The organism is Pseudomonas sp., from assembly GCF_050739935.1.
GTDB lineage: Bacteria > Pseudomonadota > Gammaproteobacteria > Pseudomonadales > Pseudomonadaceae > Aquipseudomonas.
Window position 1 is genome coordinate 68542 of record NZ_JBOICF010000031.1, and the last position, 25024, is coordinate 93565.

Genomic DNA, 25024 nt, shown 5'->3' on the forward strand with positions numbered 1-25024 from the left:
GTCCTTGGCGTTTTTTTCAGTTACCGCGCCTATTGGAAGACTGCCCGCCGCATGATGCGCGGCGGGTTTTTACATCAATGAATCAATGCAGCTTCATCCGCGGTTCCGTCCCGCGTCCAATGCGGCTGCCGAGCATCAGCATCAGCGTGCGGAACATGCCGTACAGCGCCATCTGGTGCATGCGGTACAGCGAGACGTAGAACATCCGCGCCAGCCAGCCTTCTAGCATCACACTGCCGGTCAGGTTGCCCATCAGATTGCCCACCGCTGAAAACTTCGACAGCGAAATCAGCGAGCCGTAGTCTTTGTAGCGATATTCCGGCAACTCGCCGCCTTCGATGCGCAGCTTCAGCGATTTCACCAGCAGCGACGCTTGCTGGTGCGCGGCCTGGGCCCGTGGCGGGACGTTGCGGTCGGTGCCTTTTTGCGGGCAGGCCGCGCAATCGCCGAAGGCGAAGATATTGTCATCACGCGTCGTCTGCAGCGTTGGGCGCACTTGCAGCTGATTGATGCGGTTGGTTTCCAGCCCGGCGATACCTTCCAGAAACGCCGGAGCGCGAATGCCCGCGGCCCAGACCTTCAATGTCGCCGGAATCAACTGACCGCTCGCCGTCACCAGACCCTCCGCCGTCACTTCACTGACCGCCGAATTGGTCATTACGGTCACGCCCAGTTTCTCAAGCGTCTTGTGTACAGGGGCGCCAATACGCTCGGGCAGCGCAGGCAGCACCCTGGGACCAGCTTCGATCACGGTGATGCGCAGGTTCTCGGGCTTGATGTGACCAAGGCCGTAAGCCGCCAACTCCTGAGCCGCATTGTGCAGTTCAGCGGCCAGTTCCACACCGGTGGCACCCGCTCCAACGATGGCGACGTTGATCTCTTCAATGACATCCGTCTGACTGGCATGGGCCCGCAGATAACGGTTGAGCAACTGCTGATGGAAGCGCTCGGCCTGCTTGCGGGTGTCGAGGAACAGGCAGTGCTCCGCCGCGCCTTTGGTGCCGAAATCATTGGTGGTGCTGCCGACCGAAATCACCAGCGAGTCGTAATCCAGGCTGCGTGCCGGGACCAGTTCGTTGCCGCTCTCATCCAGCGTGGCCGCCAGATGAACCTGCTTGTTCTCGCGGTCCAGGCCTACCATCCGCCCCAGCTGAAACTGAAAGTGGTTCCACTTGGCTTGCGCCACATAGTTCAGCTCGTCCTCATAAGAATTGAGTGAACCGGCGGCCACTTCGTGGAGCAGCGGTTTCCAGATGTGGGTCAGATTGGCGTCCACCAGCGTGATACTGGCGGTGCCTTTCTTGCCAAGGGTTTTACCCAGACGGGTAGCCAGTTCCAGACCACCAGCGCCTCCGCCGACGATCACGATTCGATGAGTCATGGGGATATCTCATAAGGCTTAAGGAATTCTCTTGTGGCTCTATCCGAGCGAGCGCCAGGCAGCTCATAGCGTCAGATAGCTCAGTAAACGGCTCAACAGGCCCAAACCGATGACCACGACAAGCACCACTACAAGGAGCAGCCAGGGCCGAAACGGCCGGCGCTCGACTTGATGCTGCGGCGCTTGAAGGTACTCTTCGACACGCTTCTGGTCGTCGGGGTTCAGGCGGCTGGTCATAAAGCCTCGTCATGAGCGTTGACCGGCGTCAGCGAACGGCGGTCGGCGATGCGTTAACCTCGTTGACGACATGCTCCGGCCAGTGGCTAGCACGGAGATCAACGAGCAATGCCGCTTTGTAACATCCGCGTTGAAATTGCGCCATCACAGGCTGATCCCGACATCGAAGACCACGCTGCGCCCCAGGTTCGTGCGCAGGAAATCCGGCGCATCGGGGTGTGCGAACAACACGCGGGCGAAGGTCGGACCCACCAGGGAAAGCGAGCGCCAACCCTGTCGCAGGTATTCGGTGGGGGGAGGGAAGTGACTGTTCAGATCCAATACCTCGCGCTTGAGACTGGCGAAGGCAATGATGTCCAGCTCACTCAAATCCAGCCCTCGCTCCTTGTAGTTGTGGGCTTTCTTGCGCAAGGTCGGCGCCAGGCGGCGAAGCAGTTCGGACGCGGGAATGCGCTTGGGCTTGGCTTCACGCCGCACCAGTTGACTCAGGGAAAACGCGCTGCGTCGACGTTGCAGTTCTTCACGCCATTCATCATTGAGCCGACGGCCCTCGTCGAGCACGAAGAAGACTTCAAAACACGCATCGCGAAACAGTACGTCCGGCGGTTCCTGCCCTGCGGGCAGGAAATCGTCGGTGCGATGAGGAATGTTCAGGCCTTGCAACAAACGCTGGCACACCCAGCGCTCCCGCTCCCACTTGCGCGCATTGGACAAAAACGCATTGGCTTGCTCGGCCTGGATCGTCAACAGACGTAAGTAGTCGGAGTCATCCATGGGGCAAGCTTAGCGTCCTGACGGGAAGATGAAATACCTGCGTGGACAGAAAGTTGGATGACAGGCAGCGGCTCGCTTTGGCTCTTGAACCTGGCCGCAGGCCATAGGAGCTGCCGGGGCGGTGCTCTACCTGTTCCCACGATCTGCCTGGCAGCGGCAGCAGCATTCATACGATCCGATTGTGCCAGGGATATAGCGCGAATCGGTTTGCTGCCGCTTCGCACTGGGTCGCGGGTAAGCGCCTCCTACAAAGAAAACTTTTTCCTGGCGCAATCCTCGCCACGCCGGCAGAGCTAGACTCACATTTACTCTAACCACCAAACCCCATCATCATGATCGGCGCCCAAGTTCTCAACCCACACACTATGATCATCGCCTGGCTGTTCTACCTGCCGATGCTGCTGTGGGCGATCTGGCGATGCCCCTGGGTCGAATTGTTCACCGACGCACGACGACAGCACCTGCTGTTCGGCACGGTGTTCGCGCTGTTTCTTCTCTGGCTGATGCGCCGCGATTTCAACACCGGTGTCTCATACCACTTCCTCGGCATGACCGCCGTGACGCTTGTGCTGGATTGGCCGCTGGCGATAGTCGGAGGGCTGATTGCGCAACTGGGCATGTTGGCGATGGGGCGGCAGGATTTGGCGCCAATGGGGGTGAACGGCTTGTTGCTTATCGTATTGCCTGTGCTGATCACCGAAGGCTGCTCACTGATCGTCGAGCGCGCCCAACCGAAAAGCCCGTTCACCTACATCTTCTGCTCAGGCTTCTTCGCCGCAGCGCTCGCCGCGTTACTGTGCTTGCTGGTCGCGATGGGGCTGCTCTGGCATGACGGACTGTTCGCCATGCCCGAATGGCTGGGGGACTTCATTGGCTATGTATGGTTGATCGTGTTTCCGGAGGCGTTCATCAACGGAATTATCGTCACCGCCCTGGTGGTGTTCTGCCCCGAGTGGTTGGAAACATTCAATCGCACAAGGTATCTGGCTGCGCCCTGGCCGGATGACAGGAATACCTGAGGGGAAACATGAAGAGCGCTGGCTACTCTTGATGCTGGCTGCAGGCCGTAGGAGTCGGGCTTGCCGACGATCTGCTTTCGATAAAAACAGGACTTGGTAGGCACGCAATGGCTTCTGATGCTGGCCGAAGAGCGTAGGAGCAAGCTTGCTCGCGATCTGTCGCGAAGCGGCAGCAAACCCTGAGCACCTAGTCTGCCTGACTCAACCAACGCGCCTGATTTTACTGTCGGTGCCCGGCAGATCGCTGGCAAGCCGAGCGCCTACGCCTTCGGCAGAGGTAGTTTGGCCCAATCTCGATCAATGCTGCCGCGGATCAAACTCACCCGAAAACAACTCATCCTCCGCATCCGGCGCCACCGGAATCGCATGCTCTTCCGACGCCCAGGCGCCAAGGTCGATCAGCTTGCAGCGGTCCGAACAGAACGGCCGGAATTTGCTCTGCGGCGTCCATTCCACAGGGGCTCCGCAGGTTGGGCAATCGACGGTCATTGGTTGGCTCATGATTGGCCTCCACGCAAAGTTAAATAAAAGTGATGCAGTCGCTCGACTTCGCTTTTCAGCCAGGCAGGGTCGCGATCATTGACGATCACATCATCCGCGCGACTCAGCCGTTCCTCACGACTGGCCTGCGCCTTGAGAATCGCGCGAACCTGCTCTTCATTGGTCTTGTCGCGCAGCACCGTGCGCTCGATCTGCAGCGCTTGCGGCGCATCGATCACCAACACCCGCTGCACCATCTGATGCTGCGAAGTCTCTACCAACAGCGGCGACACCAGAATCGCGTAAGGCGACTGACCGCGCGCCAGATACTGGCGAATCTCTTCGCGAATCAGCGGATGCAACAAGCCTTCAAGCCAGGTTCGTTGCTGCGGATCCTTGAAGATCAGCTCCCGCAGCGCCGCGCGATTCAGCGTGCCATCGGCCTGCAACACCTGCGCGCCGAAGTGCTCGGCAATCAGCGCCAGGGCAGGGCGCCCCGGCTCAACCACCCAACGCGCGGCGTTGTCAGCATCGACCAGATGAACGCCCAGATCGACGAAACATTGCGCAGCCGCACTCTTGCCGCTGCCAATGCCGCCAGTGAGGCCAAGAATCCAGGGTTTTACCGCAGAAGAAATCATCTGAAACCGGCGATCTGCAAATACGAAGTGGTTATTTGATCACCCCAGAGCAATGCGATCCACCCCGCAAGGGCCAGATAGGGGCCGAACGGTATCGGCGTGCTCGTCTCAACGTTGCGCAGCCTCAACAAAATCAGGCCCAAAACCGCGCCGACGATCGACGACAACAAGATCGTCAACGGCAAAATCTGCCAGCCACCCCAGGCACCGAGCATTGCCAGCAACTTGAAATCGCCATACCCCATGCCCTCCTTGCCAGTGATCAGCTTGAACAGCCAGAACACCCCCCACAGCACGAGATACCCCGCCACCGCGCCCCACAACGCATCAAACAGCGAAGCGAACAAACCGTAGGAATTGACGATCAATCCCAGCCACAACAGTGGCAACACAATCGCATCCGGCAACAATTGGTGGTCGGCATCGATCAAACTCATCGACAACAACCCCCAACTCAACACCAACACCGCCCCCGCCTGCCAGCCAAACCCGAAATGCCAGGCCACGAAGGCCGACAACAATCCACACGCCAGTTCCACCAGAGGGTAACGCTTGCTGATCGGCGCTTTGCAACTTGAACATTTACCGCCCAGGAATAAATAGCTGATCACCGGCAGGTTCTCCCACGGGCGGATCTTGTGCGAGCAGTGAGGGCAACGGGAGTGCGGCAGGATCAGGTTAAACGTTTCCGTTTTCGGCTCGGGAGGGAGTTCCAGCACCTCACGGGCTTGGATTTTCCAATCCCGGAGCATCATTTTTGGCAGGCGGTAGATGACGACGTTGAGGAAACTGCCGACGAGTAGGCCTAGGACGAGGACGCATAGGACGAAGGCCAGTGGGGAACTGGCCAGGAGGTCTAAGAAAGGCATACTAGACAGCGTTTCCGAGCTGGAAGATAGGTAGATACATGGCAATAACCAAACCGCCGACAATCACGCCCAATACCGCCATGATCATGGGCTCCATCAGTGCAGTCAGGCTGTCGACCATATTGTCGACTTCGTCCTCATAGTAAGTCGCCACTTTATCCAGCATTGAGTCCAAGGCGCCAGACTCTTCACCGATGGCGGTCATTTGTACTGCCAGCATCGGAAATACGCCGGTGCTACGCATTGAAAAGTTCAGCTGCATGCCTGTAGAGACGTCTTGTTTTACCTTCTGGACGGCGTTTTTAAAAACAATGTTGCCAGTTGCTCCTGCCACGGAATCAAGTGCCTCGACCAAAGGCACGCCAGCAGCAAAAGTAGTGGAAAGCGTGCGGGCATAACGTGCGACTGCTGATTTGTAGAGCAAGGGCCCGATGATAGGAATTTTTAGCAGTAAGCGATCAATCCAGTTTCTGAATTTTTCAGATGTTCGATAGGCTCGTTTAAACGTGATAAGGGTAAGGATCGCCCCGCCAATCAGCATCCACCAGTAATCTTGCACAATCTGCGACAGGCCGATCACCATCATTGTGAATGCTGGCAGTTGAGCGCCGAAGCCTTCGAAGATTGATTGAAACTGGGGTACCACTTTCAGTAAAAGGATGCCTGTCACCACAATTGCTACGACGACTACGGCGATGGGATAAGTCATTGCCTTTTTGATTTTTGCTTTTAGCGATTCAGTTTTTTCTTTGTATGTGGCCACTCGATCCAGCAGCGACTCCAGTGCACCAGCCTGTTCACCAGCATCGACCAGATTGCAGAACAGATCATCGAAGTACTGAGGCTTTTGGCGCAAAGCTGTAGCGAAGCTATGACCTGAAGCGACCTCTTGTTTGATGTCATTCACCAATGTGCGCATGTTCGGGTTGTCAGTGCCCTCACTGATGATGTCAAAGGACTGAAGCAGTGGCACCCCAGCCTTCATCATCGTCGCCATCTGCCGACTGAAAAACGCAATATCCAGCGGCTTGATTTTCTTGCCTTTGCCGAAGATTGAAACGGATTTCTTTTTCACCTTGGTCGGATTTATGCCCTGCTTGCGCAGCTGCGCTTTAACCAACGCCGGATTGTGGCCATTGATTTGGCCAGTGACTTTATTTCCTTTCCTATCCAGCCCTTCCCAAGCATAGACGCTCACTTTTACTGCCTTGGTCGCCATGCTTAATCCTTGGTCACCCGGTTTATTTCTTCTAGGCTGGTCACGCCCTGCATCGCCTTCAAAAGTCCGGAGGTGCGCAGATCATTGAATCCGTCCTTACGCATTTGCTCGGAGATTTCAATCGAGTTGCCTTCCTCCATAATGATGCGTTCCAGCGCTGGCGTGCTTTTCACGACCTCATAAATCCCTACTCGGCCTTTATACCCGCCATTGCATTGCTCGCAGCCCACCGGAGAATAGAGCTTAAATGAGCCGATTTCAGGTTCGGGAAAACCTTCGGCAATCAAAGTCTCTCGAGGGATATCGAATTCTTTTTTGCAGTGGGGACAAAGCTTTCGAGCTAGGCGTTGGGCAATGATGAGGTTAATTGCCGTAGCGATGTTGAATGCAGCTACGCCCATGTGATGAAGGCGGGTCAAAGTTTCTGCCGCGCTGTTGGTGTGCAGCGTCGACAGTACCATGTGACCGGTTTGCGATGCTTTGATGGCTATTTCCGCGGTCTCAAGGTCACGAATTTCACCAACCATTATTACGTCAGGGTCTTGACGTAGAAATGCTCTCAAGGCTTGTGCGAAGTCCATTCCCTGGCGCGGATTGACGTTAACTTGGTTAATGCCTTCCAAGTTGATTTCGACTGGGTCCTCCGCTGTGGATATGTTGATGTCGACGGTATTTAGAATGTTCAACCCGGTATACAGCGAAACAGTTTTACCTGAACCCGTGGGGCCGGTAACCAGAATCATCCCTTGTGGTTGGCGAAGGGCCTCAAGATAGAGGGCTTTTTGTTCAGGCTCATAACCAAGTGCGTCAATACCCATTTGCGCAGTAGTGGGGTCAAGGATCCGCATCACGATTTTCTCACCCCATAGGGTCGGCAACGTGTTCACGCGGAAATCTATAGAACGGTTTTTTGAAATGCGAAGTTTGATACGGCCGTCTTGTGGTTTGCGCCGCTCAGAAATATCAAGGCTTGCCATGACTTTGAGTCGCGCAGCTATTCGACCTGCCAAGTGAGTGGGCGGTTTCGCCACTTCGTGAAGGATGCCATCGGTGCGCAATCTTACACGGAATATTTTTTCGTAAGGCTCGAAATGCAGGTCGGACGAGCCGAGACGGATGGCGTCCATCAGCATCTTGTTTACAAAGCGGACAACCGGAGCGTCATCGGCATCTTGCCCACCAACAGTTGTTTCCTTACTGTCATCGACGGCTTCGATTTCCAACCCCAAATCCACGTCATCCAGCTCTCCCAAGCCGGCATTGCTGTCAAAAAACTTATCAATCGCAGTGGTGAGCTTGTCGTCTTCAACCAGGATCGCTTCGGTCGTCAGACCGGTGCTGAACTGGATATCCGTAATCGCTTGATGATTAGTAGGGTCAGAAATGCCCACAAACAACTTGTTACCACGGCGCCACAAGGGCAGGGCACAATGCTGACGAATTAGCTTTTCACTCACCAGTCCCCTTGGCTGGCTTTCCTTTTCCAACGTCCCGAGATCAAGGAACGGGATACCAAATTGGTCCGACGTGATCTCGGCGAGCGTCAAACTGTTTGAGAGCTTGTTCTCGACGAGATAATGGACAAGCGAAACCTTCTCACGGCGCGCCTGCTCATAGGCCTGCTGCGCAGTTTTTTCGTTGAGTAGCTCAGCAACGACGAGCTGCTTGGCCAAACCGGTTAAGACGACATCAGTCATTACAGCCACCAGATACAGACATTGGACCGTTTATAGCGTAGTCGGGCTTAGCTGCCAAATGAGCTGAAGCGATGTGACGAAAATTGTCAGTAAGTGCTGAGTACGAGATCGTTAGCTGCGCAGAATCCCTTACGCTATCGATAAATCTCATGAAGTCTCATGGATGGCACGAGGCATGCTAGCTCCACCGTGAGCAACACCAAATTGACGCTTGGAGTAGTAGCGATGAATTCACAAAAAGGTTTTACGCTGATTGAATTGATGATCGTGGTAGCGATCGTCGGTATCTTGGCGGCCGTAGCTTTGCCTGCCTATCAGGACTATACGATCCGTGCTCAGGCGACGGAGTTGATGGCTCTAACGGATGGTGCAAAGGTTGCGGTTACTGAGTACTACCAAACCAACGGTAAGTTGCCAGCCACCGCCGATGATGCCGGATATGGCGGAGCATCTGGTAAATACACAGCTTCCGTCGATATCGCAGCAGGTGTGGTTACTGCAACAGCTGGTAATGATGCGAACCCTAAACTAACGGGAACAATCACACTGACGCCTACAACTGACGGAACTAACGACACTTTGGTTTGGTCGTGCGCCGGTACTGTCGATGTGAAATATCGTCCGTCTAGCTGCCGCCCAGCTGCAGCACCGAAAACCTAAGCGCTTACGGGCATAGCATCCTCTAGCTTATGTCCACGCTTTTTCGACACGCCGAAATAGCTCAGTCGGTAGAGCAGCGCACTCGTAACGCGAAGGTCGTAGGTTCGATTCCTATTTTCGGCACCAGCAACACAAAAAGCCCGGTCCTCAAAGCCGGGCTTTTTTGCATCTGCTGAACCTTCCATCACCATGCACCGGGACTCCGCTGGGTCGCACGAACGCCACACATCCCTCGCCGCATCTACCCCCGCAGCGTGAAGCTTTAAAACTTTTCTCAAGTCAGCCGACATAGTCGGGAGCGTGAAGCCCCCGCCCTGTTCTCGATGAATACAGATTCAGGCTGGGTTGCCCGACAGAGCCACCCATTTTTTTACACGGAGTTACCTATGCAGAAATTCTTTCACCTCATCGCGCTTGGCGTATGTGTCGTCGTCTACATCTCAGGATGCTCCACCAAAACGCCTTATTACGCGATGGGCGGTAGTCGCGCAGATGGCACTGTGGATATGGCCTATGACTTCAAACCATTCGAAACAGCTGTCGTTGACCGACATCAGGCCCAGTCGGTTGCCAAGAGCAAATGTCAGGTATGGGGGTATGCAGATGCCGAAATCTTCGGTGGCATGACGCAGAATTGCTATGCGCGGAATGGATTCGGAACTTGTACTCAAGGTCAGGTGATCGAGAAATATCAGTGCCTCGGTGATCTTGGCGCCACCAGGCAGTCGCCACCGTCTCAGCCCCAAGCGCTGCAGCGGGCGCAACCCGCTCAATCTGGTACTGGGAGCAGCGCCCTCGATAAAAAAACCTGGCAGGACCAGCAAATTCAGAAATTGCAGGACTCGGATATTTCATACGAGGAATACCAAGCCCGGTATCGAAAGATAATGGGTGAGTAAGGACCAGAATCTCGTTAAAGCGTGCGGAGCAGTGGAGACGCTGCTGCGGATAGCGGAATTCGAAACGACGAGCGCGCTTGCCCAAGAGGGCAGCGTGTCAGACGCCGGAAATGCTCCTGACACACCACACCCTCGCGCATGCGCGCTCCTACAAGTAAGTTCAGATACTCAACCGCATCGACAGATCCACTGCCTTCACATCCTTGGTCAACGTGCCGATCGAGATGTAGTCCACCCCTGTCTCGGCAATGCTGCGCAAGGTTGCGTCTGTAACCCCGCCGCTGGCTTCGAGCTTGGCGCGGCCGGCGGTTAGGTGGACGGCTTGGCGCATGTCGTCGAGGCTTAGTTCGTCGAGCATGATGATGTCGGCGCCGCCGTCGAGGGCTTGTTTGAGTTCGTCGAGATTTTCGACTTCGATCTCTACCGGTTTGCCGGGGGCAATTTTATGGGCAGCGGTAATGGCTTCGGCGATGCCGCCGCAGGCGGCGATGTGGTTTTCCTTGATCAGGAAGGCGTCGAACAGGCCAATGCGGTGGTTGTGGCAGCCGCCGCAGGTCACGGCGTATTTCTGCGCCAGGCGCAGGCCGGGCAGGGTTTTGCGGGTGTCGAGGAGTTTGACCTGGGTGTCGGCGACCATGTCGGCGTAGTGCTGAGAGCGGGTGGCCACACCGGAGAGCATTTGCAGGAAGTTGAGGGCGCTGCGTTCACCGGTGAGCAGCGAGCGGGCCGGGCCTTCCAGGTGGAACAGCGGCTGATTGGGTTTGACCCGATCACCATCGCCGACTTGCCAGTGCACCGCGACGCGCTGGTCCAACTGACGAAAGACGCTGTCGACCCAGGCCGTGCCAGCGATCACCGCGTCATCGCGGGAGATCACGGTAGCTTTGGCCAGGCGCTCGGCGGGGATCAGCTGCGCGGTAATGTCGCCAGTGCCCACGTCTTCAAGCAACGCGCGGCGCACGTTGGCTTCTATTTCGGTGGTCAGCGAGGCAAGACGTAGATTCGGCATATCGGACTCCACTTACTAAGTGGTCGGAGTATAAGGCAGTGGGCTGTACCAACCCACCTGTCTGTTGCCACTCAACCGAATGCATCGTCTGCACTTTGTCGGTTTTTCTGCCGTTGATGCGATGAAACGGGGTTTTCGCGGTCTATCGCCGCACATGCCGCTTCGTCTACTCCTATTATTCCACTCAAGGCGAAGAGTCTGCTGGCGAGCAGATGCGTTTTGAAAGATACTTCGCCTTGTATTTGGCGTCATAGGTTTGGCGCTCTGTCTGTCTACCCAGGGACTACAAAAATTCGAGATGCATCCAATAGAGGTCGATCCTCCGTTGGTGATGATATTGTGTCTGTCGCAGTGGCTGTTTTGAGTGATGTTTGACGAGGAGTCCTTGATGCAGAACGACAGTAAAGTGGTGCCTTTGAGCAAGACGGGTCCGGATCAACCGGGGTCTTCGCCTGTCGCTCGGCTGCCCGTCGTTCTTCTGCAGGTGCGGGACAAGGCTGCCCAGCAGCTCAAGGAAAGCTTGCAGACGCTGTTCGATAATGCCGATGACACGCTGTTCGAGATGGCGGATCGGGCGCATAACAATGCCGAGCAGAATATCTTTTTCGAAGCGATGCGTGATTTGCGGCTGAAGCGCAAGAGCATCGAGCGCAATTTCCTGGACAAATTCTTCGAGGCGTTTCTGCGCCTTGGTCAGTATGAGGTCGCCGAGCCGATCCTCTCTGAGCCTGTTTCCTTCGACAAACTCGCACTGGTCCATAACGATGACCTGGAGCGCACCGTGGCCGTCGATACGATGGTGACCAAGGTGATCAGTCGCGACGGGGTGGCGTTGAGTCAGCTGACCACGCGCCTGAACGAGTTGATCCCGCAGCCGTTGACCGACGAGACCAATCCGTTGGGTCCGACGTTGCTGTGTGATTTCTTCCTGCAGGCCGGTCGTAACCTGGGCGTCGAAATCAAGGTCAAGCTGATCATTCTCAAACTGTTTGAAAAATACGCCCTGGCCGACGCCGATGAATTGTACGAGGCCGCCAACCAGTTGCTGATCGCCGCCGGTGTGTTGCCGGATCTGAAAGTGCTGCCGTCCCGTCGTTCGACCGATCGAGCGGCCAGTGCGGCAGTCCACCCCGAAACGTTGCGTGCCGAGAATGCGGCGCTGGTCCAGGCGGCAGAGAAGCTCGACCAGAGCGTACAGGAAGTGTTTTCTGCCTTGCAGGAGCTCTTGGTCTACGTGCGGGGCAACTTGACGCCGCTGCCGAAGAATGCAACCGAGGCCAGACCGATTTCCAGTCAGGATCTGCTGCGTCTTCTGTCGCATCTGCAGCAGTATGTGCCACGCGCCGAGGCGCCGGATGACTTTGATCTGCGCACGCAACTTGAGCAACTGATCGGTCGTGTCAGTGCACGCAGCGGGAAATTCCGCACCGTGGGCACCATCGATGAAGACGTGATCAACCTGATTTCGATGCTGTTCGAATTCATCCTCGACGACCGTAACCTGCCGGGTTCGCTGCGGGCGTTGATCGGTCGGCTGCAGATCCCGATGCTCAAAGTCGCGGTCATCGACAAGAGCTTTTTCAGCCGCGGCAGTCATCCAGCGCGGCGCCTGCTCAACGAGATCGCTTCGGCGGCGTTGGGTTGGGGCGGGCGCGATGATAGCCAGCGCGATTCTCTGTACACACGAATCGACCAGATAGTGCAGCGGCTGCTGCATGACTTCGTCGATGATCCGGCGATATTCACCGAGTTGCTGGTGGACTTCCTGGCCTTCACCAGCGATGAACGTCGTCGCAGCGAATTGCTCGAACAGCGCACCCGCGATGCCGAAGAGGGCCGTGCATTGGCGGAACTGGCTCGGCAGCGCGTGCAGCAGGCGCTCAATGATCGTTTGCTCGGCAAGACGTTGCCCGAGGTGGTCGTGCGTCTGTTGCAGGAAGCCTGGAGCAAGGTGTTGTTGTTGACTTGTCTCAAGCATGGCGAGCAGTCCAGCGAGTGGAAGGCGGGATTGCAGGCGATGGACGATCTGATCTGGAGTGTCGAGCCGCACGATGAGCCGGATGCGCGCCAGCGTCTGCTGGAATTGGTGCCGGGCCTGCTCAAGTCCCTGCGCGACGGCCTGAGCAGTGCCGCGTTCGACCCGTTCGCCACCAGCGAATTCTTCAGCCAACTGGAAGCTCTGCACGTCCAAGCCTTTAATCATGTTGCGCGCACATCGGACGAGGGCGCGCCGCACGAAAGCGACGAGGCGGCTTTCAGCGTGACTGACGAGGGGCCGTCGATGATGGCGGTGGTGGAAGAGATCGTATTGGTCGCACCGGGCGAGCAAGTGCTGAGTGAGCCTTCGCTGTATCTGCCGGAGAACGACGAAGGTCTGATGCAAGTCGACAAGTTGCGGCTGGGCAGTTGGGTCGAGATCCAGGAGGACGAAGAACACAAGCTGCGCTGCAAGCTAGCAGCGATCGTCGAGCCGAGCGGGCGCTATGTCTTCGTCAACCGTACCGGGATGAAAGTGCTGGAGAAAACCCGCATGGGGCTGGCTGTCGAATTTCGTCGCGGGACGATTCGCGTGCTGGACGACTCGCTGCTGTTCGACCGGGCGCTGGAATCGGTGCTGGGTAATCTGCGCAAGCTTAAAGGCTGAGGCGTCTAAATTGCGCTTCGAATCGACGCAACTCTGCTGGCTGCGTACGTCTCACTTCCACAGGTGAAGTGTGTGATGCCGATGCGCGCTCGCGCAGGAAGACCTCGGCTTCATGTCACCGATTCCCACATCCTTTGCTATCGCGGGCATACTGGCCGCTGTCGATTCATGTTCTAAGGACCCTCCATGCAATTGGACTCCGCCACGGGCTGGTGCCACGGCGCGCACCACTGTCCTTCGCCCAATTTCAATGCCCGCCCCGAAGCGGAGATTTCGCTGCTGATAATCCACAACATCAGCCTGCCGCCCGCGCAGTTCAAGACGGGCAAGGTTCAGGAGTTCTTTCAGAACCGGCTGGATGTCACAGAGCATCCTTATTTTGAAGGCATCGCTGAACTGCGGGTTTCCGCGCATTTCCTGATTGAACGTGATGGCGAACTGACGCAGTTCGTTTCCTGTCTGGATCGTGCCTGGCATGCCGGTGTTTCGATGTTCGAGGGCCGGGAGACGTGCAATGACTTCTCTATCGGCATCGAGCTGGAAGGCACCGATGATCAGCCGTTCACAGACGCCCAATACGCGGCGTTGATCGTCCTGACCCGCCAGCTGCGGTCGGCGTGGCCGGCGATTACCTCGCAACGAATCTGCGGGCACAGCGACGTTGCCCCCGGACGCAAGACCGATCCGGGTCCATGCTTTGACTGGGCACGGTTTCGTTCGGCTTTGCAGGATTGAATCAAGGAGCAGGTGATGAGTTTTTTGGTGTTGCTGTTGGCAGTGTGGATCGAGAAGTTCTCCGCCCTGCGTCAGCGTGTTCAACGTGACGCGCCCTGGCTCAGTCAGTTGGGGCGGCTTGAGTCCAGCCCGCGCACGGCCAAACGCCCGTGGTGGATTCTAACGCTAACGGTGTTGTTGCCATTGTTGGTGCTGGCGCTGGTTCTGGTGATCATCGGCTCCGTTGCCTATGGGTGGCTGGCGCTGCCGATTCATCTTCTGGTGCTGATCTACAGCCTGGGGCGCGGCAATGTGAAAGCCAATCTTGGCTCGTTCCGCGATGCCTGCCGGCGTGGTGATCAGGAAGCGGCGGTGCTGGTCGCCCATCGTGATCTGGGCGTCGAGGCCGAAGACGAAGAGCAGTTGCTCGGTGGCGTGCAGACGTATTTGTTGTGGCAGGTCTATCAGGGTTTCTTCGCGGTGATCTTCTGGTACTTCGTGCTGGGACCGGTGGCGGCGCTGGCCTACCGACTGTTGGCTTTGGCTTCCGAACATGGCAAGACCCCAGCGCTGGTGGAGCGTGCGACCCAGCTGCGCCATGCGTTCGATTGGGTACCCGTGCGACTGCTGGCGGCGAGTTTCGCGCTGGTCGGCAACTTCGTAGCGGTCAGCCGAGTGATGCTCAGTGAGCTGCTGAACTGGGATATCAGTGCCTCGGCGTTGATCACCAAAGCAGGCTGTGTGGCCGGCGAAGTGCCCGCGCCGGTCGTGGGGGTCGAGGGCGTGAACAGTCTGGACGTGCTCTGGGAGCTGCTCATCCGCGCAGCGATCGTGTGGTATGCCGGGTTTGCGTTGTGGACGCTGTTTGTTTGAGGTCTTGCGCAAAATATTGGCTGGCATTAAATCTCGTGGGAGCTAATTCATTCGCGAGAGGACCGGGCAGACGACGGATTGTGTCGGATGTATCTCCGGGTCGCGAATGAATTCGCTCCCACAGTGTCCTCATCACTATCTGAAATCTGTGACGCCTTCTGAATCATCCATCCCCCGCCAAGGAGAACCACATGTCGTACCCGCGAATCGAGAGGATCCTGATCACCAACGATGACGGCATCGATGCCCCGGGGCTTGAGGTCCTGGAAGCGGTGGCCCGGGAGTTGGCGGATGAAGTCTGGGTCGTCGCGCCGGAGCAGGATCAGAGCGGGATTTCCCACGCCCTGAGTATCCATCATCCATTACGGGTCAAGGCCCGGGGCGAGCGACGCTTTTCGGTATCCGGCACTCCGGCTGATTGCGTGGCCATCGGCTTGCGTCAGTTGATGGACAATCCACCGCGACTGCTGCTCTCAGGGATCAACAAAGGCGCCAATCTGGGCGTCGAAACCATGTTTTCCGGAACAGTCGGCGCAGCCATGGCGGGCCTGCTGTTGGGTGTGCCTTCGATTGCCTTGAGCCAGTTCTTCACCCGTCGCGACGCGGTGAAGTGGGACACGGCCAGAGCGCTGGCACCTGATGTGATACGCAGGCTGATCGGCATGGAGTGGGCAGCGGATGTCTGCCTGAATGTCAATTTTCCAGACGTCGCGCCGCAAGAGGCCGGTCCGTTGCAGATCACCCGGCAAGGCGTCGGGCGAATGGACGGCCTGAACATCACCCAGCGCACCGACATGCGAGAGCAGGGTTATTACTGGCTGAATATCGATCGTCACGAGCGCCCGGACTTCGAAGACAGCGAAACCTTCGTCGTCACGCGAGGTGGCGTTTCAGCGACCCCGCTGCGTTTCGAGCGCACTGACCTGGACGTGATGGCGCGCTTGAAAAGCAGCCTTCCCGACTGACACACGACACCTTCATGGCTCGCCAGCGGTAGCGATCTCACCAATGCCACCGCCAGCGAGCCATACCGTGCAAGAGCGATGGCTTTGCCAACTCGGCCAGTCAGTGAGTCAACTTCTTGTCCACCCATCCACTTCGAACTTGCACGGCAATTCATCAAGTTGTTTTCCATCGCTATTCTTTTTGAAGTTATAAAAAGATGGCTCTTGGCTATCCGGTTTTATAGACAGACTTTCTTGCTTAGTTAAAAACCTTTGCTATAGCTAAAAGCCTCACTTCTCCTAACGAGGCAACGGAATGTCAGTCGCAAAGAAAATGAGCGTGGGACAACTGACAATGTTGACGGCGGTCAACATGTTGGGATCCGGCATTGTGTTATTGCCAACCAAACTCGCTGAAGTCGGTGGCATCTCCATCCTGTCCTGGTTGGTCACCGCCACCGGTTCGCTGGCCCTGGCGTATGCTTTCGCCCGTTGCGGCATGCTCAGCCGCAAGACTGGCGGCATGGGCGGCTATGCCGAATACACCTTTGGCAAGTCCGGCAACTACATCACTAACTACACCTATGGCCTGTCGTTGTTGATTGCGAATGTGGCCATCAGTATTACCGCAGTGGGTTATATCCAGACGCTATTCGATATAAAACTTGATTCTCTGCAAGTCGGATTGGCGACTATCGCTTTGTTGTGGATTACCACCATCGCCAACTTCGGCGGAGCGAGTATTACCGGCAGGATCGGCGCTGTTACGGTCTGGGGTGTTATTGCGCCGGTGGTGCTGGTGTCGACCATCGGCTGGTTCTGGTTCGACAGCAGCATCTACGCCGCGGGCTGGAATCCCCACGACAAAACCTGGTTCGAGGCTGCCGGCGCGTCGGTGGCGATCACGCTGTGGGCATTTCTCGGCCTCGAGTCGGCTTGCGCCAACGGCGATGCGGTGGAAAATCCCGAGAAGAACGTGCCCATCGCCGTATTGGGTGGGACATTAGGCGCTGCGGTGATCTACATCGTGTCCACCAACGTCATCGCCGGGATTGTCGAGAATGCCGAGCTTGTGTCGTCCACCGCGCCGTTCGGCCTGGTGTTCGCCAGGATGTTCAATCCCATGATCGGCAACATCGTCATGGGCCTGATGGTACTGGCGTGCATCGGCTCGCTGCTGGGTTGGCAGTTCACTGTCGCGCAGGTGTTCAAAAGCTCGGCCGACACCGGTTACTTCCTGCCTATCTTCGCCAAGGCCAACAAGCACGGCGTGCCGATCATCAGCATGTTGATCCTGCTGGCGATGCAGACGGCCATGGCGCTGCTGACCATCAGCCCGGATCTGGCCAAGCAGTTCGACACTCTGGTGAACCTCGCAGTGGTGACCAATCTGGTGCCGTACATCTTGTCGATGGCGACATTGATGACGCTGCAGCAGGTCTCCAATGTGCCGGCCAACAAGGCACTTATCACCAACATCGTTGCCTACATTGCGGCGGCCTACAGTTATCTGGCGCTGTACAGCTCCGGCGCTCAGGCGCTGATGCTCGGCGGGGTGGCGACCATTGTCGGCTACACGCTGTTCGGCTTCGTCAATACACGCCTGATCAGGCTGGAGGCCGTGAACAACAGCGTGCCGACCCAGACCGTCGCGGCGCAGCACATCGTTGGCCAAGCCATTCCCGTGAATAACCTGGCGCTCAATGGCAGGACTGCCGTTCAATGAAACAGCGCAACACTGGAGACTCAATCATGACGGAATACAGACACCTGCTCGGCATGCTGGCGCTATTGGTCACCAAGCAACCCGACAAACGCAGCGTGTTCGGCCGGGCCTTGATCCAGCTGATCAGTGATGTCGAAGAACGCTCCATCAGCGTGCTCACCTCGGAGAGCCTGAGCGATGCCAAATCGATCCTAAGCACCGATCCGGCCGTTCAGTGCGTGCTGCTCAGCTGGGAAATGGACGAGAGCCCGGACCATCAGGAATGCATCGATCTGCTCACCACATTGCGCGAACGCAACACCCGCGTGCCGGTGTTCTTGATCAGCGATCGCAGCACGGCGTCCAACGTCCCGCTGATCGTTATGCAGCACGCCGACGACTTCATCTGGCTGCCCGAAGACACCAGCCGCTTCCTCAGCGGGCGCATCCTGGCTGCCATCGAGCGTTATCGTCAGGCCGTGTTGCCACCGATGTTCGGCGCGCTACTCAAGTTCGCCCGTAGCTACGAATATTCGTGGCACACGCCGGGCCACGCGGGCGGTACGGCGTTTCTGAAAAGCACGGCGGGTCGGGCGTTCTACGAATTCTTTGGCGAAAATCTGCTGCGCTCGGACCTGTCGATCTCCGTTGGCGAGTTGGGTTCTTTGCTCGACCACAGCGGTCCGATCGGCCAGGGGGAGCGCTACGCAGCGAAAGTGTTCGGCGCCCATCGCACGTACTACGTGACCAATGGCTCGTCGATGTCCAACCGCGTCATCCTCATGGCCAGCGTGACCCGCGATCAGATCGCCCTGTGTGATCGCAATTGCCACAAGTCCGCCGAGCATGCGATGACGTTGTCAGGCGCGATCCCGACCTATCTGGTGCCGACCCGCAACCGCTTCGGCATCATCGGCCCGATCCTGCCGCAGACCCTGAGTGCCGAAGGTGTCAAAGCGGCGATCGCCAACAACCCGCTGGTCAGGAGTGACATCGATCCGACGCCCGTCCACGCCATCGTCACCAACTCCACCTACGATGGCCTGACCTACAACGTCACTCGCGTCGAAGAGCTGCTGGGGCAGAGCGTCGACCGCCTGCATTTCGACGAGGCCTGGTACGGCTATGCGCGGTTCAACCCGCTGTACAAAGACCGCTTCGCGATGCATGGCAGCCCGGACGATCACGACGCATCCAGGCCGACGGTGTTCGCCACGCAATCCACTCACAAGTTGCTGGCGGCACTGTCACAGGCCTCGATGATTCATGTGCGCAACGGGCGCAATCCGATTCCTCACGGGCGGTTCAATGAGTCGTACATGATGCACGCCTCGACCTCGCCGAATTACGCGATCATGGCCTCGTGCGACGTCAGCTCCGCAATGATGGAAGCTCCCAGCGGGCAGATCCTGACTAACGAATCCATCGAGGAAGCCATCGCATTTCGCCAAGTCATTTCGCGGATGCAGAGTGAAATGCTCGGTAACGATGACTGGTTCTTCTCGTGCTGGCAGCCGCCGTCGGTATCGGTGGATGCGACCTCGATTCCTTTCCACGAAGTCGATCCGCTGAAGCTCAAGACAGACCCCAACTGCTGGGTCCTGCACCCCAACGAGGTCTGGCACGGCTTCGGCGACATCGAAGACGGCTACTGTATGCTCGACCCGATCAAGGTCTCGATTCTCAGTCCGGGCATGGGCGACGACGGCAATCTGCTGGATTTCGGCATCCCGGCGTGTGTACTGAGCGCATATCTGGGGCACCAGGGGATCGTGGTCGAAAAAACCACTGACTTCACCATTCTGTTCCTGTTTTCCATCGGCATCACCAAAGGCAAATGGGGCACGCTGGTCAACGCGTTGCTGGACTTCAAGCGGGACTACGACACCAACCTGGAACTGGAGCTGTGCTTGCCCGACCTGCTCACGGCCAATCAGCAGCGCTATGCGGGAATGGGGTTAAAGGATCTGGCCGAGGAAATCTTCGCGGCCATGAAGAAAACCAAAACCACGGCGACCATGGCCCAGGCTTTCGGCACGCTGCCGACGGCGGAATTCAGCCCGGTCGAAGCCTACGAGAAACTGGTCAGGAATGAGGTCGAGCAAGTGACCTTGGAAGAGGCCGCCGGACGCATCGCAGCGACAGGCATCGTGCCGTATCCACCGGGAATTCCGCTGCTGATGCCGGGCGAACATGCTGGGCCGTCGGATGGGGCTGTGCTGGCTTACCTCAAGGCGCTGGAGAGTTTCGACAAGTCATTTCCGGGCTTTACCCATGACACGCACGGCATTGAAAACGAGGCGGGGGTTTATCGGTTGTTGGTGTTGAAGTGATATTGGGCTGAAATCGATATAAAGCTGTGGAGCGAATTCATTCGCGAGGTTGGTACAGCCTATACATCTTTGTCGGCTGACCGATTTTCGCGAATGAATTCGATCCCACAGGGATCTCGCTGTGACGATCAGCTCAGTTGCTCTGAATCTTCTGCAACGCCTGCTGCGTCAACGAAACGCACTCCCTCGCACCATCATCGCTATGCCGCGCCTGTGCAGCCTCCGCGCGGTGAACGGTGGTGTCGACGTCGCTCTTCACGGCATCGTTGAGATTAGGTTTGGCCACTTTTGCATCTCGGACTTTGCTCAGATTCATCTGACACTGGCTGTCATTGTCGTTGGCAGCCGCTACGAATGGCAGGGCAAGTGCAGTCAGGAGCAGGCCGGTGAGCAGGGCGTGTTTCATGTGTTTTTCCGCAGAAAGGTAGGTAAGGGGTTCGGGATCTGTACGAACCTGCTGCATGAGACAGCGGATTTCAGATTTCTGCCAGCTAGCGCCCCGCTTCAATCGCAAATCTTTCACGCGTTCCCGCTGGACGGCAGGCCACTGCGCTACCATGGCGCAGCGTTTCTCAAGCCAGAAGCATGAAGCAAGACACCGAGCCGTATCGATGGACATTGACCTCGCCCGTACCTTTCTCGAAATCGTTCGCCTTGGCAGCCTGATGGCCGCAGCCGAAAAGCTGCACGTCACCCAGACCGCCATCACCGCCCGCGTGCAGAAGCTGGAAGGCCACCTGAACTGCAAGCTGTTCATCCGCAATCGGACCGGCGCGAAACTGACATCCGACGGCGAAGCATTCGTGGTGTTTGCCAATCAACTGGTGCAGACCTGGGAAGCCGCGCGACGCGACCTGCCGCTGCCGGATGGTTACCGCCATGTGCTGCGTGTGGGGGCCGAGATGAGCCTGTGCAATCCGCTGATGCTCAGCTGGGTGCGCGAGATCAGGAGCGCGATTCCCGACTATGCATTGCATTCGCAGGTCAAGGATGGCGATGCGTTGATGAAAGACATCGAACGCGGTGTGCTGGATGCCGCGCTGGTCTATCAGCCGGCGTACTGGCCAGGGCTCCAGGTTGAAGAATTGTTGGAAGAAAAGCTGATTCTGGTGCGCGTCGTCGGCAAGCCCGAGCCTTACGTTTACATCGATTGGGGCCCTGCTTTCCGTCAGCAGCATGACGCGGCGATGCCGGAAAAGTCCAAAGCGGCTGTGGCCTTCAACCTAGGCCCTTTTGCGCTGCAGTACATTCTCGACAACGGCGGCGCCGGTTACTTTCGCACGCGGGTGGTTCAGTCCTACCTGGATCGCGGAATTTTCGAGCGAGTGCCGTTGGCGCCCGAGTTCAGCTACCCGACGTATCTGGTGTATTCGCGGGAAAATCCCTCATCGACCCTGCAACGAGCGCTTGAGTTGCTGCGGGAAATTGCCAAAGAGGACGGCGACTGGTCGCAGCGCTGGGATCCGTTGATCTAGGCATATCGCGATCTTCTGTGGGAGCGAATTCAGGATTACTTGTAGTCCAGCGGGGTAGGTCAATCCACCAAACTGATGATGCCAATCACCTTGCGATCAGCATCCAGCACTGGCAGATATTTGCCGCCATGTCTGGCCAGCATGTTCATTGCGTCCGCCACCGAGTGCTCAAGGGACAGGCTCTGCGTGCTGCGGGTGATGATCCGAGTGGTGTCGATGTCCGTGCGGTTGCGATGCTGAGCGTTGGCTTCGGTTTTGTGCAGAATCGCCTGCAGATCCTCTCGTGATACATCGACGAACGCCCCTACATCATCCAGAGCTTTTTCCAGGTCTTGGCTGTTGAAGCCGCTGTGTACGGCGTGCGTGCTCGTATCGGTGTCGACCTCGGTTCGGGCGTGGGGTTTGGGGTAACGCACCCGCGTGAGGTTGTTGTAGATCAATGCGGTGATCAGCAGACACGCAGCGTTTAGCATCACCGGAAGCAGCACCTGCAACCCCAGCGCTGAAAGCTCGTGTTTCGAGGTGACAATGCTGATCGCCACCGCAGCGCCCGGTGGATGCAGGCAACGGCAGATGCACATGATCACGATCGCCGAACACACCGCAGCACTTGCGGCGCTGACGGTATTGCCGAACAGCCGGATACACGCCAGCGCAACCAGAGCCGAGATCAGATAACTGCCAATGATCGACCAGGGCTGAGCCAGCGCGCCGGTCGATACTGCGAACAGCAGCACGGCTGACGCCCCGATCGGGCCGAGCAAGTGCAACGTCACGTCGATGCCGAATAGGTGGCGACTCAGCAATGCGCTGAGAAAAATGCCCAGACAAGCGCCCAAGGCAGCACGGGACCATTCAGCAGGACGGGTATTGAGCGAATGAGGAATGAAACTGCGCAGAAGCGTTTTCAAGCGGGACAATTCCGGGATGAAAAAAAAGGAGCTGGCCGGTGAAGGCGAAGCTCCGCACAAAAGGGGCAAGTGCCAGATTTCAAAAAGGGCAGCACGACGGTGGGAAGCTGTTGCGGCAACTCCCCGGTCGCGTTGAAGCACACCGATTGTGGTTAGAAAGAACGCTTGAGACAAATTCGAAATAATGCAGTTTCAGTTCAATAATTTTGAATTAAAGGTAGATAGGCCATCCATCTGCGCTGAAAATCCAAGTAACCCTGAAGTTAATTCATCATGCTTCCACATGCGGCGCTGGTAATCCCGCTTTGGGCTGAGCGTCGAATGTCTTCCTGGAATTGCGAAACCCATCGGCGTTTACGCCACCAGGTCCACAGTGGACAGGCCATTAACGTGGTTGATTTCCAGCGCTGGGCTCGCAGCAACCTGCGTTAAATACCCTGTGATTACAGACTGCGCGACTGAGCCGACTGACGTGTTCTTTGGGCAGGTCGCGCGGCTTCGGCGTCCAGCAGATGCATGGTCAACACATCAGTCAGAAAACGGAACTGATCGTTGAAACCCACCACTTCATTGCTGAAGTGGTTTTCCGCCGCAGGCATCATGAAGGCACCGAAACGATTGTCCTCAATCAGGTTGTGACGGTTTTTGCGAGTGACGACATGTTGTGAGTAGTAGTTATTTCCAAATTTGGGAAAACTAACGTGCAGGGTGACGTCTCGGGTCATGTCGAGTGCTCCGCATCAAACAGAAAGTCGAAGGGTAAAAGGTGCTGATAAGTGTCAGCTACTTGGCCTTAGTTGGCCGGTGCCATAACACGATTAACATTTTCGTCTGCCGTGTCTTGCACGGAATCCAGCGCGAAAAGTTTGAGGGCGACGACGTAGCTGGTGAGAGCTGTCAGCGTCAAGCAAGTCAGAAGATGAATAATCATTTTTCCTGCCCTCGTTCGTGTGTGGGTATGAGGCGATGGTACGCCTCTGGATTTTGAGCGGAAGGCAATCGCGAGAATGTTGGTTATCGATGGGAATGATGGTGGATGAGGGAACGATAATGATCGTTCCCCTTCAAGCGCGAATGGTCTCGCCATACCGGTACGTCGCCAAACACGCCAGCAGCAAGCCGCTCAGTGCGACGAGGCCACCCACCAGCCCGATATTGGCAATGCCCAACTGGCTGATCACCATGCTGCCCAGCAGCGCGCCGCCGCCGATGCCGATGTTGTAGATGCCAGAGTGCAGTGACATGGCCACGTCCGTGGCGTCCGGCGCCATGGCCAAAACCTTGGCCTGCATGACCAGGCCGAAGCACATGATCGCCATGCCCCAAACGATACTCAGCGTCGCAATCCACGAAGCCTTGCCGGACAGCGGCAGCAGCAGAACCAGACACAACGCCAACGCCCCAATCGCCGTAATCAACAAACCCCGTGGATAACGGTTGTTGTAGCGGCTGAACACGATGGAGCCGAGGATGCCAGCACCGCCGAACAGCAAAAGGACGACGGTAATCATGCCACCGTCCATCTTCCCGACAATCTGTGCGAACGGCTCGATGTAACTGTAGGCGGTGAACTGGGCGGTGATCACCAGCGCGGTCAGCATATACAGGGACACCAGCGCCGGACGCTTGAACAGAATCGGCAGGCTGCGCAGAGAACCGGAATTCTGGCTTGGCAGCAGCGGCAGCGACTTGATCAGCACCAGCACGGTAAGGCTCGCGGCGCCTGCAATAGCCAGGAACGTCGTACGCCAGCCCAGCGCTTCACCCAGCACACGGCCCAGCGGAATACCCAACACCATCGCCAGCGAAGTGCCGGTCGCGAGCAACCCCAGCGCCTGTACCTGCTTGCCCGCAGGCGCAACGCGTACCGCCAGAGAAGCCGTGATCGACCAGAACACGGCATGCGACAGCGCAATGCCAACGCGGCTGACCAATAACATGCCAAAGCTCGACGCAACGCTCGACATCACATGGCTGACGATGAACAGGGCGAATACGAATGTCAGCAATTTGCGGCGCTCGATGTTGCGCGTCATGAGCATCATCGGCAACGACGTCAGAGACACGATCCACGCATAAACCGTCAACATCAGGCCGACTTGCGCGGTAGTCATATCGAAGCTGTGGCCGATGGCGCTCAGCAAGCCGACCGGCACGAACTCGGTGGTGTTGAAGATAAAAGCCGCCAGGGCCAGCGCGATTACGCTGAGCCAACTTCCAGTGCGAGCATCGGTGGTGTTCATTTAAGGACGCGTCAGCCTCAAGGAGAAAATCCGTACGACAGGGCCGCCGAACTCACATATCAAAATGCCGACAAGCAGAAACGCCGCGCAGGGCTTTTAAACCGAGGCGGTGCATGCGGTCAGCAAAATATTATGAGTATGAGAGGGTGCGGCCAGATGAGGTGCAGTCTACGCGCTTGTTAACGTTGTCACAACGAGCCACACCTGCGTCAAAATGCCCATGTGCGCATCGGCTCAACTTGACAGGTCTCGCCCGGTATCCTTAGCTCAAAAACAGGAGTATTAACTCGGTGCCAT

23 protein-coding genes and 1 tRNA gene are annotated in these 25024 nt (G+C 57.2%); 11 read left to right on the plus strand and 13 right to left on the minus strand.

Going from position 1 to position 25024, the window contains the following annotated elements; all coding sequences use genetic code 11:
- Nucleotides 1-82: 82 nt before the first annotated feature.
- The 3 genes from ACRER8_RS05250 to ACRER8_RS05260 all read right to left on the minus strand — a co-directional run bounded on the left by ACRER8_RS05250 (nucleotide 83) and on the right by ACRER8_RS05260 (nucleotide 2392).
- Nucleotides 83-1381, minus strand: coding sequence for an NAD(P)/FAD-dependent oxidoreductase (locus tag ACRER8_RS05250; RefSeq protein WP_431745288.1), 1299 nt, complete (start codon nucleotides 1379-1381; stop codon nucleotides 83-85).
- 63 nt (nucleotides 1382-1444) lie between these two features.
- Entirely contained in the window at nucleotides 1445-1618 is a 174-nt protein-coding gene (locus tag ACRER8_RS05255; protein ID WP_431745289.1) for a DUF3094 family protein, read from the minus strand.
- Between the two features lie 144 nt (nucleotides 1619-1762).
- Complete coding sequence (locus ACRER8_RS05260) at nucleotides 1763-2392, minus strand: DUF1780 domain-containing protein (RefSeq protein WP_081566644.1); 630 nt, start codon at nucleotides 2390-2392, stop codon at nucleotides 1763-1765.
- 332 nt (nucleotides 2393-2724) lie between these two features.
- Between ACRER8_RS05260 and ACRER8_RS05265 the strand changes: the two genes are divergently transcribed.
- Complete coding sequence (locus tag ACRER8_RS05265; RefSeq protein WP_431745290.1) at nucleotides 2725-3411, plus strand: energy-coupling factor ABC transporter permease; 687 nt, start codon at nucleotides 2725-2727, stop codon at nucleotides 3409-3411.
- A gap of 297 nt (nucleotides 3412-3708) precedes the next feature.
- Here ACRER8_RS05265 and yacG read toward each other — a convergent pair whose 3' ends face one another.
- Genes yacG through pilB form a run of 5 tightly spaced genes read right to left on the minus strand, consistent with a single transcriptional unit; the run spans nucleotide 3709 to nucleotide 8317 of the window.
- Nucleotides 3709-3912, minus strand: a complete 204-nt coding sequence (gene yacG / locus ACRER8_RS05270) for a DNA gyrase inhibitor YacG (protein WP_431745291.1) — start codon at nucleotides 3910-3912, stop codon at nucleotides 3709-3711.
- Nucleotides 3909-4532 carry a dephospho-CoA kinase gene (gene coaE / locus ACRER8_RS05275; RefSeq protein WP_431745292.1) on the minus strand — a complete coding sequence of 208 codons (624 nt, stop codon included), beginning with the start codon at nucleotides 4530-4532 and terminating at the stop codon, nucleotides 3909-3911. The genes yacG and coaE overlap by 4 nt, the downstream gene beginning before the upstream one ends.
- A complete protein-coding gene (locus tag ACRER8_RS05280) occupies nucleotides 4529-5401 on the minus strand; it encodes a prepilin peptidase (RefSeq protein ID WP_431745293.1) in 873 nt (290 codons plus the stop codon). Before ACRER8_RS05280 ends, coaE begins: the two co-directional genes overlap by 4 nt.
- Nucleotide 5402: 1 nt before the next feature.
- Complete coding sequence (locus ACRER8_RS05285; RefSeq protein WP_431745294.1) at nucleotides 5403-6620, minus strand: type II secretion system F family protein; 1218 nt, start codon at nucleotides 6618-6620, stop codon at nucleotides 5403-5405.
- A gap of 2 nt (nucleotides 6621-6622) precedes the next feature.
- A complete protein-coding gene (gene pilB / locus ACRER8_RS05290; RefSeq protein ID WP_431745295.1) occupies nucleotides 6623-8317 on the minus strand; it encodes a type IV-A pilus assembly ATPase PilB in 1695 nt (564 codons plus the stop codon).
- A 225-nt stretch (nucleotides 8318-8542) separates the two neighbouring features.
- Here pilB and ACRER8_RS05295 point away from each other — a divergent pair, with 225 nt between their 5' ends.
- From ACRER8_RS05295 to yecR, 3 genes are all read left to right on the plus strand, one after another.
- Nucleotides 8543-8977, plus strand: a complete 435-nt coding sequence (locus ACRER8_RS05295) for a pilin (protein ID WP_431745296.1) — start codon at nucleotides 8543-8545, stop codon at nucleotides 8975-8977.
- Nucleotides 8978-9027: 50 nt separating this feature from the next.
- Nucleotides 9028-9103, plus strand: a tRNA-Thr gene (locus ACRER8_RS05300).
- Between the two features lie 260 nt (nucleotides 9104-9363).
- Complete coding sequence (gene yecR, locus ACRER8_RS05305; protein WP_431745297.1) at nucleotides 9364-9876, plus strand: YecR family lipoprotein; 513 nt, start codon at nucleotides 9364-9366, stop codon at nucleotides 9874-9876.
- Nucleotides 9877-10036: 160 nt separating this feature from the next.
- Here the strand turns inward: yecR and nadC are convergent, their stop codons facing one another.
- A complete protein-coding gene (gene nadC / locus ACRER8_RS05310) occupies nucleotides 10037-10885 on the minus strand; it encodes a carboxylating nicotinate-nucleotide diphosphorylase (RefSeq protein ID WP_431745298.1) in 849 nt (282 codons plus the stop codon).
- Between the two features lie 388 nt (nucleotides 10886-11273).
- Between nadC and ACRER8_RS05315 the strand changes: the two genes are divergently transcribed.
- The 6 genes from ACRER8_RS05315 to ACRER8_RS05340 all read left to right on the plus strand — a co-directional run bounded on the left by ACRER8_RS05315 (nucleotide 11274) and on the right by ACRER8_RS05340 (nucleotide 20098).
- Entirely contained in the window at nucleotides 11274-13529 is a 2256-nt protein-coding gene (locus ACRER8_RS05315) for a DUF1631 domain-containing protein (protein ID WP_431745299.1), read from the plus strand.
- Nucleotides 13530-13715: 186 nt separating this feature from the next.
- Nucleotides 13716-14264 carry a 1,6-anhydro-N-acetylmuramyl-L-alanine amidase AmpD gene (gene ampD, locus ACRER8_RS05320; protein ID WP_431745300.1) on the plus strand — a complete coding sequence of 183 codons (549 nt, stop codon included), beginning with the start codon at nucleotides 13716-13718 and terminating at the stop codon, nucleotides 14262-14264.
- A gap of 15 nt (nucleotides 14265-14279) precedes the next feature.
- Nucleotides 14280-15116 carry a regulatory signaling modulator protein AmpE gene (ampE, locus tag ACRER8_RS05325; protein ID WP_431745301.1) on the plus strand — a complete coding sequence of 279 codons (837 nt, stop codon included), beginning with the start codon at nucleotides 14280-14282 and terminating at the stop codon, nucleotides 15114-15116.
- Between the two features lie 191 nt (nucleotides 15117-15307).
- Nucleotides 15308-16081, plus strand: coding sequence for a 5'/3'-nucleotidase SurE (gene surE, locus ACRER8_RS05330; protein ID WP_431745302.1), 774 nt, complete (start codon nucleotides 15308-15310; stop codon nucleotides 16079-16081).
- A 295-nt stretch (nucleotides 16082-16376) separates the two neighbouring features.
- Nucleotides 16377-17786 (plus strand): putrescine-ornithine antiporter, encoded by a 1410-nt coding sequence (gene potE, locus ACRER8_RS05335; protein ID WP_431745303.1) that lies wholly within the window; start codon nucleotides 16377-16379, stop codon nucleotides 17784-17786.
- Between the two features lie 26 nt (nucleotides 17787-17812).
- Nucleotides 17813-20098, plus strand: a complete 2286-nt coding sequence (locus ACRER8_RS05340; protein ID WP_431745304.1) for an Orn/Lys/Arg decarboxylase N-terminal domain-containing protein — start codon at nucleotides 17813-17815, stop codon at nucleotides 20096-20098.
- A gap of 133 nt (nucleotides 20099-20231) precedes the next feature.
- Here the strand turns inward: ACRER8_RS05340 and ACRER8_RS05345 are convergent, their stop codons facing one another.
- On the minus strand, nucleotides 20232-20717 hold the full coding sequence (locus tag ACRER8_RS05345; protein WP_431745305.1) for a hypothetical protein: 486 nt from the start codon (nucleotides 20715-20717) through the stop codon (nucleotides 20232-20234).
- Here ACRER8_RS05345 and ACRER8_RS05350 point away from each other — a divergent pair.
- The gene (locus ACRER8_RS05350) at nucleotides 20710-21573 is read left to right on the plus strand and encodes a LysR family transcriptional regulator (protein ID WP_431745306.1); all 864 of its coding nucleotides are present in this window, start codon (nucleotides 20710-20712) and stop codon (nucleotides 21571-21573) included. The genes ACRER8_RS05345 and ACRER8_RS05350 overlap by 8 nt on opposite strands.
- 59 nt (nucleotides 21574-21632) lie before the next feature.
- Here ACRER8_RS05350 and ACRER8_RS05355 read toward each other — a convergent pair whose 3' ends face one another.
- The 3 genes from ACRER8_RS05355 to ACRER8_RS05365 form a co-directional block, all read right to left on the minus strand.
- On the minus strand, nucleotides 21633-22484 hold the full coding sequence (locus tag ACRER8_RS05355) for an HPP family protein (RefSeq protein WP_431745307.1): 852 nt from the start codon (nucleotides 22482-22484) through the stop codon (nucleotides 21633-21635).
- Nucleotides 22485-22927: 443 nt separating this feature from the next.
- Complete coding sequence (locus ACRER8_RS05360) at nucleotides 22928-23209, minus strand: hypothetical protein (protein WP_431745308.1); 282 nt, start codon at nucleotides 23207-23209, stop codon at nucleotides 22928-22930.
- Between the two features lie 339 nt (nucleotides 23210-23548).
- On the minus strand, nucleotides 23549-24727 hold the full coding sequence (locus tag ACRER8_RS05365; protein WP_431745309.1) for a sugar transporter: 1179 nt from the start codon (nucleotides 24725-24727) through the stop codon (nucleotides 23549-23551).
- Nucleotides 24728-25024 lie beyond the last annotated feature (297 nt).

Excerpts from the sequence above, each read along its gene's own strand:
- ACRER8_RS05250 (WP_431745288.1), bottom strand. The coding sequence starts at position 1,381 with ATGACTCATCGAATCGTGATCGTCGGCGGAGGCGCTGGTGGTCTGGAA.
- ACRER8_RS05255 (WP_431745289.1), bottom strand. The coding sequence starts at position 1,618 with ATGACCAGCCGCCTGAACCCCGACGACCAGAAGCGTGTCGAAGAGTAC.
- ACRER8_RS05260 (WP_081566644.1), bottom strand. The coding sequence starts at position 2,392 with ATGGATGACTCCGACTACTTACGTCTGTTGACGATCCAGGCCGAGCAA.
- ACRER8_RS05265 (WP_431745290.1), top strand. The coding sequence starts at position 2,725 with ATGATCGGCGCCCAAGTTCTCAACCCACACACTATGATCATCGCCTGG.
- yacG (WP_431745291.1), bottom strand. The coding sequence starts at position 3,912 with ATGAGCCAACCAATGACCGTCGATTGCCCAACCTGCGGAGCCCCTGTG.
- coaE (WP_431745292.1), bottom strand. The coding sequence starts at position 4,532 with ATGATTTCTTCTGCGGTAAAACCCTGGATTCTTGGCCTCACTGGCGGC.
- ACRER8_RS05280 (WP_431745293.1), bottom strand. The coding sequence starts at position 5,401 with ATGCCTTTCTTAGACCTCCTGGCCAGTTCCCCACTGGCCTTCGTCCTA.
- ACRER8_RS05285 (WP_431745294.1), bottom strand. The coding sequence starts at position 6,620 with ATGGCGACCAAGGCAGTAAAAGTGAGCGTCTATGCTTGGGAAGGGCTG.
- pilB (WP_431745295.1), bottom strand. The coding sequence starts at position 8,317 with ATGACTGATGTCGTCTTAACCGGTTTGGCCAAGCAGCTCGTCGTTGCT.
- ACRER8_RS05295 (WP_431745296.1), top strand. The coding sequence starts at position 8,543 with ATGAATTCACAAAAAGGTTTTACGCTGATTGAATTGATGATCGTGGTA.
- yecR (WP_431745297.1), top strand. The coding sequence starts at position 9,364 with ATGCAGAAATTCTTTCACCTCATCGCGCTTGGCGTATGTGTCGTCGTC.
- nadC (WP_431745298.1), bottom strand. The coding sequence starts at position 10,885 with ATGCCGAATCTACGTCTTGCCTCGCTGACCACCGAAATAGAAGCCAAC.
- ACRER8_RS05315 (WP_431745299.1), top strand. The coding sequence starts at position 11,274 with ATGCAGAACGACAGTAAAGTGGTGCCTTTGAGCAAGACGGGTCCGGAT.
- ampD (WP_431745300.1), top strand. The coding sequence starts at position 13,716 with ATGCAATTGGACTCCGCCACGGGCTGGTGCCACGGCGCGCACCACTGT.
- ampE (WP_431745301.1), top strand. The coding sequence starts at position 14,280 with ATGAGTTTTTTGGTGTTGCTGTTGGCAGTGTGGATCGAGAAGTTCTCC.
- surE (WP_431745302.1), top strand. The coding sequence starts at position 15,308 with ATGTCGTACCCGCGAATCGAGAGGATCCTGATCACCAACGATGACGGC.
- potE (WP_431745303.1), top strand. The coding sequence starts at position 16,377 with ATGTCAGTCGCAAAGAAAATGAGCGTGGGACAACTGACAATGTTGACG.
- ACRER8_RS05340 (WP_431745304.1), top strand. The coding sequence starts at position 17,813 with ATGACGGAATACAGACACCTGCTCGGCATGCTGGCGCTATTGGTCACC.
- ACRER8_RS05350 (WP_431745306.1), top strand. The coding sequence starts at position 20,710 with ATGGACATTGACCTCGCCCGTACCTTTCTCGAAATCGTTCGCCTTGGC.
- ACRER8_RS05345 (WP_431745305.1), bottom strand. The coding sequence starts at position 20,717 with ATGTCCATCGATACGGCTCGGTGTCTTGCTTCATGCTTCTGGCTTGAG.
- ACRER8_RS05360 (WP_431745308.1), bottom strand. The coding sequence starts at position 23,209 with ATGACCCGAGACGTCACCCTGCACGTTAGTTTTCCCAAATTTGGAAAT.
- ACRER8_RS05365 (WP_431745309.1), bottom strand. The coding sequence starts at position 24,727 with ATGAACACCACCGATGCTCGCACTGGAAGTTGGCTCAGCGTAATCGCG.